The organism is Brachybacterium squillarum M-6-3 (assembly GCF_000225825.1).
Lineage (GTDB): Bacteria > Actinomycetota > Actinomycetes > Actinomycetales > Dermabacteraceae > Brachybacterium > Brachybacterium squillarum.
Map to the genome: position 1 here is coordinate 1,323,786 of NZ_AGBX01000001.1, position 14,677 is coordinate 1,338,462.

Below are 14,677 nucleotides of genomic sequence, written 5' to 3' on the forward strand. Positions count from 1 at the left end.
AGACGACACTGGTCTCATCGGCCAGGCGTCCCTGGCGTCGCGATCTCTTCCCGTCTGCCGGTCTGCGAAGTATGTCGCGGCGGGCCAGGTCGGCGGGGAAGATCAGGAGGCCGATCCGCTGTAGGGGTCACGGTGGCCGGACCCGGGGAGCGGTGCGTCGAAGTTCATGCCCAATGACATCCTCGCGATGGGCGGAGCGGAGATCGCCCTTCTGTGGGCTCCGGGAGGGTGTCGGTTCTGGCGGATGAGGGTTGGATGTGCGAGAGGGGTCCGCCTCAGGGGTCGCTATCACCCGTGCTCTGCTCCTACGCCTCCACCTCAACATCCGACATCACCCGGGAACAGCACGGCAGGAACATCCCCGCCGCCACTTCCCGCGCCCGGATGCCCCCCTGATGCTGCATGTCCACCTCGCCCGACAGCTTCAACGACTTGCACGACCCGCACATGCCCTCCTGGCAGTTCGCGCCGATGCGCACGCCTACCGACCGCGCCGCAGCCAGCACCGTCGTGTCCCCATCGGCCCGCACCGCCTTGCCGGAGCGCCGAAAGGCGATCGTGAACTGCCCGACCCCGGTCACAGGGATCTCGGTCGGATGCTTCGGTCCGTCCCCCGCCTCGAACGCACCGGTCGCGTCTGAGCCATCGGCATACTCCGACTCCGGGCCGGAGCCCATCTCCGGCGATCCGTACACCCCGAGCTCGGGAGCCAGCGGCTCCTCCTCCCAGGTCGCGGCGACCTCCTCGGCCAACTCCTCGGCGTAGGCGACCTCTTCGCGGTACTCGGCGCGCACGGAGCGGTCGCCGGTGAAGTACTCCATGTGCACGGAGGTGTCGTCCACGCCGGCGGCACGCAGCAGCTCGGCGGCCACGTCGAGATAGCCGGACGGGCCGCAGGCGAAGACCTGGCGGCCGTTGGCGTCGGGGGCGACGGCCTCGATCATGGCGCCGGTGAGGCGTCCGACCATGCCTTCCCACAGGCCCTCCACGCTGCGATCCCCCAGCGAGTAGTGGACCTTCAGTCGCGAGTCGACGCTGGCCAGGTACTCCAGCTCCTTGGAGAAGCCGAAGGCGCCGGGGCGGGGCCCGTGGTAGAGCAGCACCACGTCGGCGCGGCCGGGCAGGGCATGGAGGGTGCGCACCATGGACATCAGCGGGGTGATGCCGGAGCCGGCGCCCAGCAGCAGGTAGCGGGCGCGGCGGTCCTCGTCGGGCAGGTGGAAGGCGCCCACCGGGCCCAGCATCTCCAGGGTGGTGCCGGGGCGGATGTGCTCGTGCGCCCAGGGGGAGACCACGCCGTTCTCGTCGCGTTTGATGGTGACGGCGAAAGTCCACGGCTCCGTCGGCGCACTGGAGATCGAATAGGAGCGGTCCACCGGCGGCTCGTCGGGCCCGTGCACGGGGAAGGCGATGTTCAGGTACTGGCCGGCGCGGAACGCCAGGGGAGCACCGTCGAAGCGGCGGAACACGAAGGTCTTCATGTCCCCGGCCTCGTCGTTGACCATCACGCACTCGGCCCAGAACTCCTGCGGGTACCAGGGCCCCAGCGCCTTCGCCGCCCCCGCCGGGCCGGCCGCCGCGGACAGCACCCGGTTCCAGGGCATCTCGATCCCGCGGATGCGGTGCGCCACCGGCTCCGCGGTGAAGGCGATGCCGGAGGTCATGCCTGGTGGTCCCGCATCCGCGCGACGTACCAGGAGATGAAGGCCTCCACCTGGTACTCGCTCTTCATGTAGGGGCCGGGCTCGTAGGCGGGACTGTCCACGCCCTTCTGACACAGCTCCACGAAGGTGCGGTCCTGCACGTTGGTCTGCTTCCAGGTGTGGGTGAGGGTCTCCAGGTCGTAGTCCACGCCCTCCACCGCGTCGTCGGCCACGAGCCAGGTGGTGCGCACCAGGGTCCGGCCCGCGTCGACCGGGAACGCCGCGAAGGTGATGACGTGGTCGGAGAGCAGGTGGAACCAGGAGTTCGGCTGCAGATGCAGGGAGCAGCGGCCGAGGCGGAAGTCCGGCAGGTCGCCGAGCAGCTTCTTGGACAGCCGGTGCCCGTTGGCCGAGAACGATTCGCCGTCGCCGTCCAGCGGCTCCCGGGAGATCCGGTAGCCGGCCACGCGGGTGTCCAGCTCCTCGCGCACCGCGTAGGGCAGGTTGTAGCGGTCGCAGCGCTCCCGCAGGGACCGCTCCGCGTCGAGGTTCCGGTCCCACACCGCCTCGAGGTGCTTGGGGACGATCTCGTCGGTCAAGCCCCAGGTGGGGAACAGGGAGCAGGCCAGCTCGGGGTGCCCGTCGCAGTGGTAGCACTCCCGGTTGTTCTCCATCACCAGCTTCCAGTTGCCCTCCTCGATGAGGTCCTGCTGGAAGGCGACCTTGGTCTTGCCGAGCTCGTGGGGCGCCAGGTACGGCTCGATGATCCCGGCGACCTCCGCGAAGTCCTCGGGCGGCTCAGGCGCCATGCACACGAAGATCAGCCCGGCCACCTCGGTGGCGTGCACCGTGCGCAGGCCCAGCCCCGCCGTGTCGAAGTCCGTCTCGCCGGGGGCGGAGGCGTGCAGCAGCTCCCCGGTGGGGGCGTAGGTCCACGAGTGGTACGGGCAGACGATGTTGCCGGTCGAGCCCGCCTTCTCCGGCAGCACCCGCGCCCCGCGATGCCGGCACACGTTGTGCAGGGCGCTCACCGAGCCGTCGTCCGCGCGCAGCACGATCAGCGCGTAGGGACCGAACTCGACGGTCACGTAGTCGCCGGGTTCCGGCAGCTCCGCGGCGCTCGCGGCGAACACCCAGTGGGAGCCGAAGATGCCCTCCATGTCCGCCGTGAAGATCGACGGGTCCGTGTAGAACGGCGCCTCCAGCGACAGGCCCGGCCGACGATCCTCCAGCAGCGACCCGATGCGCTCCCGCTCGGCGAGGGGGAGGGCGGCGTCCAGCCGCTTCCGGGTCCAGGTGGGCGCTGGCGAGGTGGCGGTCATGGCATCCCTCCGCGGGAGTCATGCCGGGGGCGGCTCGGCGAACCGCCGACGGCCGTATCGGACGATGCGACCCCGAGGCGAGCCTCATGGGTCGTGTGGGTCACAGGCTAACCATCGGGTCACCCCCGCGGGCGCCCGATGCGAACGCACATTCCCGGGGAGAACCATGCGGGATTCGTGCACGATTCGACGGGGCGGATCAGGCGACGGTGAGCTCGCGCATCGCGTCGAGCAGCCAGCGGACCGTGAACTCGGCGAAGGAGGCGCGGGGGTAGATCCGCCAGGTGTCCCCGGCGCTGCGGTGCAGGATCACCGGCACCGGGCCGAGCAGGGTGCTGGCCACGTCGCCGACGCCGAAGGCCCGCGGGTGCAGGTCCAGGTGACAGCCCTTCTCCAGCACGGTGCGCGCCTCGGCCCCGGTCAGCTCGAGGATGGTGCGGTTGCCGGAGAGGTCCACCACCTGCCCGGCCGCGCGCTCCCGGGCGGGACCGTCCTCCGACGCCTCGCGGGGTTCCAGCACCTCCGCGAGCGCCTCGGCCTCGCCGAACGACTGGGGCCGGGAGACGTCCACGGCCAGGAACTCGTCGGGGGAGAGCCACAGCAGATGCAGCGCCTCGGCGTCCCCGGTGGAGGCGCGGGCCGCGGGCAGCGCCAGTCCGAGCGCCGCCTCCAGCCGGGCCGCCGCCTCGGAGCCGGGCACGGCGCGCAGACCCCACTGCGGGGCGCCGGGGATCTCCCGCAGCTCCGCCACCCCGGCGCGGCCGCCGGCGGCCATCTCGCCGGCCAGGTGGGCGGCGGGGGAGCGGCGCAGGCCGTGCAGGGGGTGCTCCGGCGGCAGGGCGGTCGGCCCCGTGGCGTGAGGCATCTGGTCCGGCTGGCCGGCGCCGCCTCCGCCCTGCGCGGAGGCGCCGGCCGGGGCCGGGGCGTGGGCGCCCGTCGGGGGTGCGGCGCCGGCGGCCGCGGTCGGATGCTCGGTGGTGGACTGCTCAGCCATCGCGGCGGCTCCCGTCGGGGTCGTAGAACACGGAGGGGACGATCTCCATCTCCAGCAGCGACCCGTCCTCGAGCACCGCCCGGACCTGTTCGCCGATGCGGTCGAAACCGCCGCTGACCAGGCCCAGCGCGATCGGATGGCCGAGCGTCGCCGAGTGGTAGCTGGAGGTGATGTGGCCCAGGTGCGGCACGGGGCCGGCCTCCGGGGTCATCGGGGTGTCCGGGGCGATCACGTGGGTGCCCTCCTCGACCCGCGTCCGGCCGTCCAGCGGCTGCAGGCCCACGAACTGCTTGCGGTCGCTGCGGGAGGTGTCGGGGCGGGAGAAGGAGCGCTTGCCGATGAAGTCCTTGAACGTCGAGACCGCCCACTCCATGCCGGCGTCCTGCGGGGTGACGGTGCCGTCGGTGTCCTGGCCGATGATGACCAGGCCCTTCTCGGCGCGCAGCACGTGCATCGTCTCCGTGCCGTAGGGCGTGATCCCGGCAGCCTCACCGGCGGTTCGGATGAGCTCCCATGCGGCCTGGCCGTGGAAGTTCTCCACGTTGACCTCGAAGGACAGCTCGCCGGAGAAGGAGATGCGGCAGATCCGCGCCGGGATCCCGTTCGCCAGCGTCGTGGCGCGGAACTCCATGAAGCCGAAGCCCTCCTGGCTGACGTCCAGCTCGGGCGCGACCTGCGCGATCACCTCGCGGGAGCGGGGCCCGGCCACGGCGATGGTGTTCCAATGCTCGGTGACGGAGGTCAGCACTACGTCCAGCTCCGGCCACTCCGTCTGCAGCCACTCCTCCAGCCAGTCCAGCACCTTCGCGGCGCCGCCGGTGGTGGTGGTCATCAGGTAGCGGTCCGGGGCGATCCGCAGGGTCACGCCGTCGTCGAACAGCATCCCGTCGGCCGTGCACATCAGCCCGTAGCGGCCCTTGCCGACGGCCAGCTTCGCGAAGCCGTTGGTGTAGACGCGGTTCAGGAACTCGGGGGCGTCGGCGCCGCGGATCTCGATCTTGCCGAGGGTGGAGACGTCCTGCATCCCCACCCCGCCGCGCACCGCCAGGCACTCGCGCGCCACGGCGGCGTCCATGTCCTCCACGCCCCCGCCGGGCAGGGCCTGCGGGTAGAAGCGGGGGCGCTTCCACTGGCCGACGTCCTCGAACACCGCGCCCTGATCCACGTGCCAGGGGTGGATGTTCGTGACCCGCACCGGGTCGAACAGCTCCCGGCGGCGCCGCCCCGCGAGCGCCGCGAAGGCGACGGGGGAGTACGGCGGACGGTGCCGCGGCACGCCCACGGCCGAGAGGTCCGCGGTGGAGCCCTCCTGCTGGGCGAGCAGGGTGGCGATGGCGCCGACGGCGGCGACTGCGCTGGTCTTGCCCTGATCGGAGGCCGTGGAGATCGAGGTGTAGCGCTTGATGTGCTCGACGGAGCGCATGCCCGCCCCGGTGGCGCGCAGGATGTCCGCGACGGACTGGTCGCGCTGCAGGTCCACCAGATGGTTCCGCCAGCGCTCCGGGTCCAGCGGCTCCCCCTCGGGCAGTCGCGGATCGGGTAGCAGCCACAGCGGACGCACCGCCCCGGTCGGCTCGGCGGGCGCGGTCGGCAGCTGCAGGGCGGTCTCCCAGCCGGTGGCCGCGGCGGCTGCCTGCCCGGCCCGGGCCCCGGTCTCCAGGGCGTCCGCGAGGCTCGGCAGCCCGGCGGCGGCACCGACCACCTGCTGGTGGGCGACGGCCCCGGTGGGCACGAAGCCCCCGGCCCGATCGCTCCAGGCGACGGGTCCCTGCCGCTGGGTGTGCAGGTGCAGCACGGGGGAGTGACCGCCGGAGATCGCCAGCAGGTCCGCCGCGATCCCCGTCGTCTCCGCCGAGGGGGCGCCGTCCGCATCGAGGTCCGCGACGACGACGCCGCTCAGCACGCCCTCCCCGTCGGCGTCGGTGCCGACGACGGCGGCGCCGTGCCGGGCCTGCACCCCGCTCGCGGCCAGCACCGCGGCGGCGCGCTCGCTCGGCGCGGGACGGGCGTCGACCACGGCGGCCACCTCGATGCCGGCCTCCACCAGGTCCTCCACCAGGGCGTAGGGGGCGTCGTTCGTGGTCGCGACGACCACCCGCTCGCCAGGGGCGACGGCCCAGCGGTTCAGGTAGGAACGCACCGCTCCGGCGAGCATGATGCCGGGCCGGTCGTTGTCGGCGAACACCAGCGGCCGCTCGTGCGCCCCGGTCGCGAGCACCACCTCGCGGGCCCGCAGGTGCCAGATCCGCTGCCGCGGCACCCCGGGGCGCGGCTCGGCGTCCCGCTCGCAGCGCTCCACGGCCACCACGAAGTTCGCGTCGTAGGCGCCGATGGCGGTGGTGCGGCGCAGCACCCGGGTCTCCTCGGCGGCGTCGAACTCGGCGGCGACCTCGGCCACCCAGTCCAGCGCGGGCCGGTCCTCGATCCGCTCGTGGCGGCCGGAGAGCAGGGAGCCGCCGAGCATGCTCTGCTCGTCCAGCAGCATCGTGCGGGCCCCGGAGCGGGCGGCCTCCCGGGCGGCGGCCAGGCCCGCCGGGCCGGCGCCGATCACCAGCACATCGGTGTGGACGTGGTGGTGCTCGTAGACCTCCTCGTCGCCCAGCGGGTCCAGCACGCCCATGCCCTGCAGCCAGCGGGCGCGCATCCCGTCGGTCGCCTCGAGGGTGGTGGCCGGGAGCATCGACTCGGCGGGGGTGCCGGGGGCAGTGGGCTCCAGGTGCAGCAGGGCGTTCGGCTCCTCGATGCCGGCGGTGAGGATGCCGCGGGGCCGCGCCCGGTACAGGGAGGGGCCGCAGACGATCGACCCGCCGGCGATCGCGGCGGAGGCCACGGTGTCCCCGGCGAAGCCCCGCACGGTGTCCTCGCCGAGGGTGAGGATCAGGGGCCGGGAGCGGTCGATGCCATGGCCGGGGGAGCGGGAGGCGTCGAGGCGGCGGCCGGTCATGCGCCCGCCCCGTCCGTCGTCGTCCCCGCCGCGTCGGTCGACGTCCCCGCCGCGTCGGCACCGCGCTCGCCGGGCAGCGGCCGGCCGAGGGCGGCGGTGGCCAGCACCTCGTAGCTGCGGGTGTCGCGCAGGGCGTGGAACCACTTGCGGCAGCCGGCGCTGTGCTGCCAGCGCTCGGTGAACTCGCCCGCGGGGTTCGCGCGGAAGAAGAGGAACTCGGCCCAGGCGCGGTCGTCCACGGCGTGCGGGTCCGCCGGGTACGCGACCCGGGCCTCGCCGCCGTAGTGGAACTCGACCTCGTCGCGGGGCCCGCAGTGGGGGCAGTCGATCAGCAGCATGTCCTGGCTCTCTTCCTGGCTCGAGGCGCGGGGGATCGGGGCGGGCTCAGTGGGCGACGGCGGCCGCGCCGTGCTCGTCGATCAGGTGGCCGGTGGTGAAGCGGTCCAGCACGAAGGGGGCGCTCAGTGGGTGCGGGGCGCCGGTGGCGATGGTGTGGGCGAAGGTGAGGCCCGCGCCCGGGGTGCCCTTGAAGCCGCCGGTGCCCCAGCCGCCGTTGACGAACAGGCCCTCGACCTCGGTGGGGGAGATGATCGGGGAGGCGTCCGGGGTGGTGTCCACGATCCCGCCCCAGGTGCGCAGCAGGTGCGCGCGGGAGAAGATCGGGAACAGCTCGACGGCGGCGGCCATCTGCTCCTCGATGACGTGGAAGGCGCCGCGCTGGCCGTAGCCGATGTAGCCGTCCACGCCCGCGCCCATCACCAGCTCACCCTTGTGGGCCTGGGAGACGTACACGTGCACGTGGTTGGACATCACCACGGTGGGGTGGACCGGCTCGAACAGCTCGGAGACCAGGGCCTGCAGCGGATGGGACTGGATGGGCAGGCGGATGCCCGCCTTCTCCGCGAGCACCGTCGAGTAGCCGGCGACGGAGAGCCCCACCCGGCCGGCGCCGATGCGGCCGCGGGAGGTCTGCACCCCGGTGACGCGGCCGTGGTCGATGTCGAAGCCGGTCACCTCGCAGTTCTGGATGATGTCCACGCCCATCTCGTCGCAGCGACGGGCGAGCGCCCAGGCCACGTGGTCGTGCTTGGCGATGCCCGCGCGCGGCTGGTAGGTGGCGCCGAGCACGGGGTAGCGGATGTCGTCCCCGGTGTTGACGATGGGGCAGACCTCGGCGACGCCGGCCGGGTCCAGGTACTCGGCGTCCACGCCGTTCAGACGGTTGGCGGCCACGCGGCGGCGGGACTCGCGCACGTCCTGCTCGGTGTGGGCCAGGTTCAGCACGCCGCGCTGGGAGAACAGGAAGTCGTAGTCGAGCTCCTCGGGCAGCTCCTCCCAGAGCTTCAGGGACTGCTCGTAGATCGCCGCGGACTCGTCCCACAGGTAGTTCGAGCGGATGATCGTGGTGTTGCGGGCCATGTTCCCGCCGGCCAGCCAGCCCTTCTCCAGGATCGCCACGTCGGTGATGCCGTGGCGGGAGCCCAGGTAGTAGGCCGTGGCCAGGCCGTGGCCGCCCCCGCCGACGATCACCACGTCGTAGGTGGCCTTCGGCTCGGGGTTCCTCCACAGGAAGTCCGGGTGCTCGGGAAGCGGTGTCGCCACGGGCGGGCTCCTTCACGGCGGGGGAGCGACGGACGACGATGCCGGGGTCCTCGGGAGACCCCGGGGCGACGACAGCCCCTCTGAACGACAACTGGTATATCAGTTGTGTGCTTAGACTAGGCCGCGGCCCCGCATCGGGCAAGCACCCAGCGCACACGCGGAGCGGGCACGGAGGGACGACGAAGGAGAAAGGGGGAGCGGTTGACGGCGACGACGACGGGCCCCACCCTGGCCGAGCGCGCCTACCGCGAGCTGCGCGCCCGCCTGCTGCTGCTCGACATCGCCCCCGGCGACCCCATCTCCGAAGCCGCGCTCGCCGCCGAGATCGGCGTGGGCCGCACCCCGCTGCGCGAGGCCGTCAAGCGCCTCGAAGCCGACCACCTGGTGGTCACCTACCCCCGCCGCGGCACCTTCGCCGCCTCGGTGGATCTCGCCGACCTGGCCGAGCTCACCGAGATCCGCGCCGCCGTGTTCCCCCTGGTCGCCCGCCGCGCCGCCGCCTCCCGTGGGGGCGCCGCGGCCACCGAGCTCGCCGAGGCCCGCGGTCAGGTGGCCGCCGCCGACGGCGCCGAGGGGCCGCGCGCGCTGCTGGAGATGGACCTCGCCGTGCACGCCCTCATCGACCGCGCCGCCGCCAGCCCCTTCCTCGAGGAGACCCTGGCGCGGCTGGACGGCCTGGTCACCCGCATGTGGTGCCTGATGCTGGACCGCCTGCCGCCGATGGGCGACCACATCGCCGAGCACACCGCTCTGATCGACGCGATCCTCGGCGGCGACGAGGAGCACGCCGCCGCGCTCGCCGTGGAGCACGTGCGCCACTTCGACGCCGCCGTGCGCGGGGTGCTCTGAGGGCACTGCCCGGGGAGGTGTCAGCCGTCCCCGGCGGGCGGGACCGCCGCATGCTGCGCCGCGGCCTCCCGCAGCGCCTCCACCGCCCGCGCCAGCACCGGACGGGCCAGGGAGCCCTCGCGGACGACGGCGAGCACGCGGCGGCTGGGGGCGGAGGGGCCGCTGAGCGGCACCCGCACCGCGCGGGCGTCGGCGGAGGAGCGCACCAGGCGCGGCACGAAGGCCACGCCCAGCCCGTCGCTGACCAGCGCCTCCTGGGAGCCCCAGTCGGAGACCTCGTGCACCACCCGCGGCGTGGCCCCGGCCGCCGTGAACGCCGTGGCGAACAGCGCGCGGTAGGGGGTGCCGACCCGGTCGGTGATCCAGTCCTCCTCGCCCAGCTCCTCCAGGCTCAGCGCCGCGCGGCCCGCCAGCGGATGGTCCTCGGGCAGCAGGACGTCCAGGGGGTCGTCCAGCAGGGGGATCTCCTCGGTGGGCCGCGGTTCGGCGCCGCCGGGGGTATGCATCGCGACGATGATCGCCAGGTCGAGCCGGCGGGCGCTCAGCAGCTCCAGGCAGCGTCTCGGATCGGCCTCGACGATGTGCACGCTCAGGCCCGGCTCCCGCGCCCGCAGACGCGCCGCGACCGGGGAGATGAGGGAGGCCGTGGCGGTGGAGAAGCCGCCCATCCGCAGCTCGGCGGGGGCGGCGTCCCCGGCGGCCGCGCGGACGTCTCCCTCGACCCCTTCCCACAGGGCCAGCAGCTCGTCGCTGCGCTCCACCAGGCGCTTCCCGGCGGCGGTCAGGACGAGGCCCCGCCCGTCGCGCTCCACCAGCGGCACGCCGAGGCCGCGCTGGTACTCGCGCAGCTGGGAGGAGACCGCCGAGGGCGAATAGCCGAGGGCCTCCGCGGCCGCGGTGACGGTGCCGCAGGCCGCGAGGGTGCGCAGCACGGTGAGGCGATGGTCGAGCATCCGTGGTCCCTTCCCGGGCGCGGTGCGAGGTGATGTCCTGGCGGGATTCTGCCCTCTGCGACGGTCCTCGGCACAGTCCGTCCGGGGCGGCCATCGGCGGGGATCTTCCGGGCACTCCCGGACGGGACGGGACGCAACGCCCTGGCCGCCCGAAGCGCATCCGTGCAGGTCAGCGACGGTGGTGCCGGGCGCGGAGGCGCGGCACAATGGATACCATGCTTCCTCGGCCCCCTCGCAGCACGCCTCGGATCTCCCGTCGCGGCGCCCTCGCCGCTGCGGCCGCCGCGGGCATCGGCGCCCCGCTGGCCGCGCGTGCGGAGCCGGCCCCGGCCGCCGGGAACCACGCCAGCAACGTCCGCGTCGCCACCTTCAACGCCGCCCTGAACCGCCCCGCGGCCGGCGAGCTGATCCGTGACCTGGAACCCGGCGAGGACGCCCAGGCGAAGGCCGTCGCCGAGATCATCCAGATCAACGACCCCGACGTGCTGCTGATCAACGAGCTCGACCACGACGAGGACGGCCGCGCCCTCGCCCTGCTGCAGGAGAAGTACCTGCAGGTGGGTCAGAACGGCTCGACCCCCGTCTACTACCCGTACACCTTCACGGCGCCCGTGAACACGGGGGAGCCGACCGGCCTGGACCTCGACGGGGACGGCAGCACCGACGGCCCGGGCGACGCCCACGGCTTCGGCGCCTTCCCCGGTCAGTACGGCATGGCCGTGCTCTCGCGGTACCCGATCCTCGCCGAGGACGTGCGCACCTTCCAGAAGCTGAGCTGGGCCTCGATGCCGCAGAACCTGCTGCCCCGCGACTACTACGGCGAGGAGGCGGCCGATCTCCTGCGGCTGTCCTCCAAGTCCCACTGGGATGTGCCCGTGCGCGTCGGCTCCACCACCCTGCACGTGCTCGCCTCGCACCCCACCCCGCCCAGCTTCGACGGCCCCGAGAAGCGCAACCAGCGCCGCAACCACGACGAGATCCGCTTCTGGGCCGACTACCTCACGCCGGGGCGGACCTCCCGCTGGATCGTCGACGACGAGGGGACCCGGGGCGGCCTCGCGGCGAACTCCTCCTTCGTGATCCTGGGCGACCTCAACGCCGACCCCCTGGACGGCGACTCCTGGCCCGGCGCGATCGACCACCTCCTCTCCCACGCGAAGATCCGCGACCCCCGCCCGGGCAGCGAGGGCGGGAAACGGGCCGCCGCCGACCAGGGCGGCGCGAACGCGGACCACGAGACCGGTCCGCGCCTGGACACCGCCGACTTCACCGACGACCCCGGCCCCGGCAACCTGCGCGTGGACTACGTGCTGCCCGCCAAGAAGCTGCAGGTGGCCGACGCCCGCGTCTACTGGCCCAGCCCCGGGCAGGCCGGCACCGAGCAGGTCGCCGCAGCCTCCGACCACCGCCTGGTGCGCCTGGACCTCCGCCTGCGCTGACCGAGGTTTCCGGATGGTGCCCCGGGAGCCGGGCGCGCCACTCCGTGATGTCCCGATATCTTCCGCGCAGGTGGAAGATGCGTGGACATCGCCGGGCTCAGGCAGGGCCAGACAGGTTTCGACAGGCTCCGGCGCCGCCGCACCGGCCCTCTAGGCTGGGGACATGACGAGTTCGCTGCCCCCGATCCTCGACGTCGACGCCCTGCGCGGCCTGCTCGCGGGCCCCGACCCCGTGCACCTGTTGGACGTGCGCTGGGCCCTGGACGGCTCCAAGGGCGAGCACACCTACCGCGACGGCCACCTGCCGGGCGCCGTCTACATCGACCTGCCGACGGCCCTTGCCGCCCCCGCCACCCCGGACGGGGGCCGCCACCCGCTGCCGTCGCCCGAGGACTTCGCCGCCACCCTGCGCGCCGCCGGGGTCTGCGAGGGGGAGACGGTGATCGCCTACGACGACGACAACGGCTCCCAGGCGAGCCGGCTGGTGTGGATGCTGCGCGCCGCCGGCCACCCCGCCGCCCTGCTCGACGGAGGCCTGGCCGCCTGGGACGGCGAGCTGAGCACCGAGACCCCGGAGCCCGCCCCCGGGGACGTCACCGCCCGGGACTGGCCCGCCGCCGCCCTCGCCGACATCGAGGAGGTCGCCGCGGAGGAGGCCGTGGTGGTCGATGCCCGCGCCCCCGAGCGCTACCGCGGGGAGGTCGAACCCGTCGATCCGCGCGCCGGCCACGTGCCGGGCGCGATCAACCTGCCCTTCACCGGCAACCTCACCGCGGGGAATCGCTTCGAGAGCCCGGAGGCCCTGCGCGAGCGCTTCGCCGCCGCCGGGATCGACGCGGACACCGAGGTGATCGTCTACTGCGGCTCCGGCGTCACCGCCACGCACGACGTGCTGGCCCTGCAGCGTGCCGGCATCGAGCAGGTGCGGCTGTTCCCCGGCTCCTGGTCGCAGTGGAGCGCCGACGCCTCCCGACCGGTCGCCACCGGCGAGGCGCCCTGAGCCCTCCGACGCCCGCCCTGCGCGGCGAGCGCAGCGCCCCGAGGTCCCGGGCCGCGGACGGGCTCAGCCGCCGGTGACCTGCCGGATCGCCTCCACGATCCGCCGGTGCCGCCGCCGCTGCGCGGCCAGCTCCGTCATGCCCTCGGCGTCCTGCCCCAGCACCGCGGCCCAGATCGGCACCATCTCCTCGTGGTACGAGTGGCCGTGCCCGCCGGGGGCCTTCACCGACAGCGGCATGTCCGCCGCGATCTGCCAGAAGGTGATCCAGGGGACCCAGCGCATCGCCGGGGTGACGTCGTGCCCCACCCGCTCCCGCAGCCAGGCCGGCTCCTCCCACAGCAGGGAGGGCCGCCAGCGGGCCACCGGGTCCGAGGGGTGCTGGGCGTAGACCACCCGCGGATGCTGCCAGGGCTCGTAGAGGCCGCCCCAGTAGTTGCGGTGCAGCTCCCGCGGCCGGGTCAGCACCCGGACGTGGCGCCCGTTGTCGATGATCGGCGCGAGCGCGGGGGAGCCGGGTCGGCCCCGCTCCGCGATCCGCTGCCAGACGGGGGTGAAAGGCGGGGTGCCGGTCCAGACGGCCCCGTCGACCAGGGCCAGCATCTCCTCGGGACTGGCGAAGGCGGCGTGCCCGCCGAAGGCGCCCAGGGACTCCCCGGCCACGAACAGGCGGGGTCGCTCCGCGGCCGGCATCCGCTCCAGGCGACGGCGCACCACCTCGAACAGCAGTCGTCCCGCCTCCTGCGGGGAGCGGCGGTCCACCAGGAAGCTCATCGCCGAGGTGTAGACCGAGTACTGCAGGGAGGCGGTCGCACAGTTGCCGCCGGTGAGGAACTCGATCGCGGAGAGCGACCACTCCTGCAGCCAGCCGGTGCCGGTGCCCGTGAACAGCACCAGCACCTCCCGCTCGAAGGCGCCGGTGCGCTCCAGCTCCGCGAGCACCGCCTGCACGGTCGCCTCCAGGCTGCGGGAGGTGGACTTCCCGGCGTACACCCGGATCGGCTCGAGCGCGGGGGCGCCGATGGTGGCCTCGATGAGCGCGGCGTCCGCCCCGCCGGCGACGATCTTCCGGCCCGGGGCCCCGAGCGAGTCCCAGCTCTCCAGCGACTCCGGGCCGCCAGAGCGCAGCGGCGAGCTGGGCTGCGGGATCTCCGGGGAGATGCGACGGTTGGCGGCCTCGGCGCGCTCGGCGGCCTGCTCCAGCAGGCGCCCGCGGCCCAGGCGGTCGATGAGCACCGCCACCGTTGCGGCCGTCAGCAGCAGCGAGACGGTGCCCAGCAGGCGCGGCGGCAGGTACGGCCGCAGCAGCGCCTGGTACATCGAGGCGGTCGCGCCGACGGCACGCACCATCGCCAGCACCGTGAAGGAGGCCCCCAGGCCGCCCGCGGTGCCCACCAGGTGGGTGGCGAGGTTCTTCGGCGGCTCCTGCACCAGGTGGCTGATCTCCCGCTGCCGCAGCACGCCGCGCACCCAGGAGTAGGCCGAGATGCCGATCAGGGCGGAGGCGCCGAGCATCCGGGCACGGGCCCGGTGGTCGGGGGCGATGTCGATGCTGACCCCCAGCGCCGAGCCGGTGCGGCGCACGATCTGCTCGGCGATCACACCGACGGCGTAGCCATAGCTCTGGGAGAGACCGATGTTCGCGGTCCACATCCACCAGGTGCGCGGCAGCAGGCTCGGCGAGGTGGAGATCCAGCCGGCCGCCGAGGCACCCAGGAACCCGCCCGTGGACAGGGGGCGGGTGATCGCGGTGCGGCGGATCCGGTGTCGGGTGGCGCGGGTGGCGTGACGGGCCAGGTGGGCGGCGCCCCGCAGCGACCGGGTGAGCAGGGACGAGGCAGCGGGCGAGGAGCCGGGTCTCATGCCGCTCAGGCTAACGGACCGCCCGAACGGTCGGGGCAGGGGGCTCGTGGTCCGGGCTCGTAGGGTGGGGG

11 protein-coding genes are annotated in these 14,677 nt (G+C 73.9%); 3 read left to right on the forward strand and 8 right to left on the reverse strand.

Going from position 1 to position 14,677, the window contains the following annotated elements:
• Window positions 1-305: 305 nt before the first annotated feature.
• The 6 genes from OM98_RS05825 to OM98_RS05850 all read right to left on the reverse strand — a co-directional run bounded on the left by OM98_RS05825 (window position 306) and on the right by OM98_RS05850 (window position 8,505).
• Window positions 306-1,664, reverse strand: a complete 1,359-nt coding sequence (locus tag OM98_RS05825) for a flavin reductase family protein (protein ID WP_010533663.1) — start codon at window positions 1,662-1,664, stop codon at window positions 306-308.
• Window positions 1,661-2,965, reverse strand: coding sequence for an aromatic ring-hydroxylating oxygenase subunit alpha (locus tag OM98_RS05830; RefSeq protein ID WP_010533664.1), 1,305 nt, complete (start codon window positions 2,963-2,965; stop codon window positions 1,661-1,663). Before OM98_RS05830 ends, OM98_RS05825 begins: the two co-directional genes overlap by 4 nt.
• Before the next feature lie 199 nt (window positions 2,966-3,164).
• Window positions 3,165-3,959 carry a sarcosine oxidase subunit gamma family protein gene (locus OM98_RS05835; protein ID WP_010533665.1) on the reverse strand — a complete coding sequence of 265 codons (795 nt, stop codon included), beginning with the start codon at window positions 3,957-3,959 and terminating at the stop codon, window positions 3,165-3,167.
• On the reverse strand, window positions 3,952-6,903 hold the full coding sequence (locus tag OM98_RS05840) for a glycine cleavage T C-terminal barrel domain-containing protein (RefSeq protein WP_010533666.1): 2,952 nt from the start codon (window positions 6,901-6,903) through the stop codon (window positions 3,952-3,954). The genes OM98_RS05835 and OM98_RS05840 overlap by 8 nt, the downstream gene beginning before the upstream one ends.
• On the reverse strand, window positions 6,900-7,241 hold the full coding sequence (locus OM98_RS05845; RefSeq protein ID WP_010533667.1) for a sarcosine oxidase subunit delta: 342 nt from the start codon (window positions 7,239-7,241) through the stop codon (window positions 6,900-6,902). The genes OM98_RS05840 and OM98_RS05845 overlap by 4 nt, the downstream gene beginning before the upstream one ends.
• 46 nt (window positions 7,242-7,287) lie before the next feature.
• A complete protein-coding gene (locus tag OM98_RS05850) occupies window positions 7,288-8,505 on the reverse strand; it encodes a sarcosine oxidase subunit beta family protein (RefSeq protein WP_010533668.1) in 1,218 nt (405 codons plus the stop codon).
• 201 nt (window positions 8,506-8,706) lie between these two features.
• Between OM98_RS05850 and OM98_RS05855 the strand changes: the two genes are divergently transcribed.
• The gene (locus OM98_RS05855) at window positions 8,707-9,354 is read left to right on the forward strand and encodes a GntR family transcriptional regulator (protein WP_010533669.1); all 648 of its coding nucleotides are present in this window, start codon (window positions 8,707-8,709) and stop codon (window positions 9,352-9,354) included.
• A gap of 20 nt (window positions 9,355-9,374) precedes the next feature.
• Here the strand turns inward: OM98_RS05855 and OM98_RS05860 are convergent, their stop codons facing one another.
• A complete protein-coding gene (locus tag OM98_RS05860; RefSeq protein ID WP_010533670.1) occupies window positions 9,375-10,307 on the reverse strand; it encodes a LysR family transcriptional regulator in 933 nt (310 codons plus the stop codon).
• Between the two features lie 215 nt (window positions 10,308-10,522).
• Here OM98_RS05860 and OM98_RS05865 point away from each other — a divergent pair, with 215 nt between their 5' ends.
• Window positions 10,523-11,746, forward strand: coding sequence for an endonuclease/exonuclease/phosphatase family protein (locus OM98_RS05865; RefSeq protein ID WP_010533671.1), 1,224 nt, complete (start codon window positions 10,523-10,525; stop codon window positions 11,744-11,746).
• Between the two features lie 163 nt (window positions 11,747-11,909).
• Window positions 11,910-12,746 carry a sulfurtransferase gene (locus tag OM98_RS05870; RefSeq protein ID WP_010533672.1) on the forward strand — a complete coding sequence of 279 codons (837 nt, stop codon included), beginning with the start codon at window positions 11,910-11,912 and terminating at the stop codon, window positions 12,744-12,746.
• A gap of 63 nt (window positions 12,747-12,809) precedes the next feature.
• On the opposite strand, the gene OM98_RS05875 is transcribed toward OM98_RS05870, so the two are convergent.
• The gene (locus OM98_RS05875; RefSeq protein ID WP_010533673.1) at window positions 12,810-14,606 is read right to left on the reverse strand and encodes an alpha/beta hydrolase; all 1,797 of its coding nucleotides are present in this window, start codon (window positions 14,604-14,606) and stop codon (window positions 12,810-12,812) included.
• Window positions 14,607-14,677 lie beyond the last annotated feature (71 nt).

Excerpts from the sequence above, each read along its gene's own strand:
- OM98_RS05825 (WP_010533663.1), bottom strand. The coding sequence starts at position 1,664 with ATGACCTCCGGCATCGCCTTCACCGCGGAGCCGGTGGCGCACCGCATC.
- OM98_RS05830 (WP_010533664.1), bottom strand. The coding sequence starts at position 2,965 with ATGACCGCCACCTCGCCAGCGCCCACCTGGACCCGGAAGCGGCTGGAC.
- OM98_RS05835 (WP_010533665.1), bottom strand. The coding sequence starts at position 3,959 with ATGGCTGAGCAGTCCACCACCGAGCATCCGACCGCGGCCGCCGGCGCC.
- OM98_RS05840 (WP_010533666.1), bottom strand. The coding sequence starts at position 6,903 with ATGACCGGCCGCCGCCTCGACGCCTCCCGCTCCCCCGGCCATGGCATC.
- OM98_RS05845 (WP_010533667.1), bottom strand. The coding sequence starts at position 7,241 with ATGCTGCTGATCGACTGCCCCCACTGCGGGCCCCGCGACGAGGTCGAG.
- OM98_RS05860 (WP_010533670.1), bottom strand. The coding sequence starts at position 10,307 with ATGCTCGACCATCGCCTCACCGTGCTGCGCACCCTCGCGGCCTGCGGC.
- OM98_RS05865 (WP_010533671.1), top strand. The coding sequence starts at position 10,523 with ATGCTTCCTCGGCCCCCTCGCAGCACGCCTCGGATCTCCCGTCGCGGC.
- OM98_RS05870 (WP_010533672.1), top strand. The coding sequence starts at position 11,910 with ATGACGAGTTCGCTGCCCCCGATCCTCGACGTCGACGCCCTGCGCGGC.
- OM98_RS05875 (WP_010533673.1), bottom strand. The coding sequence starts at position 14,606 with ATGAGACCCGGCTCCTCGCCCGCTGCCTCGTCCCTGCTCACCCGGTCG.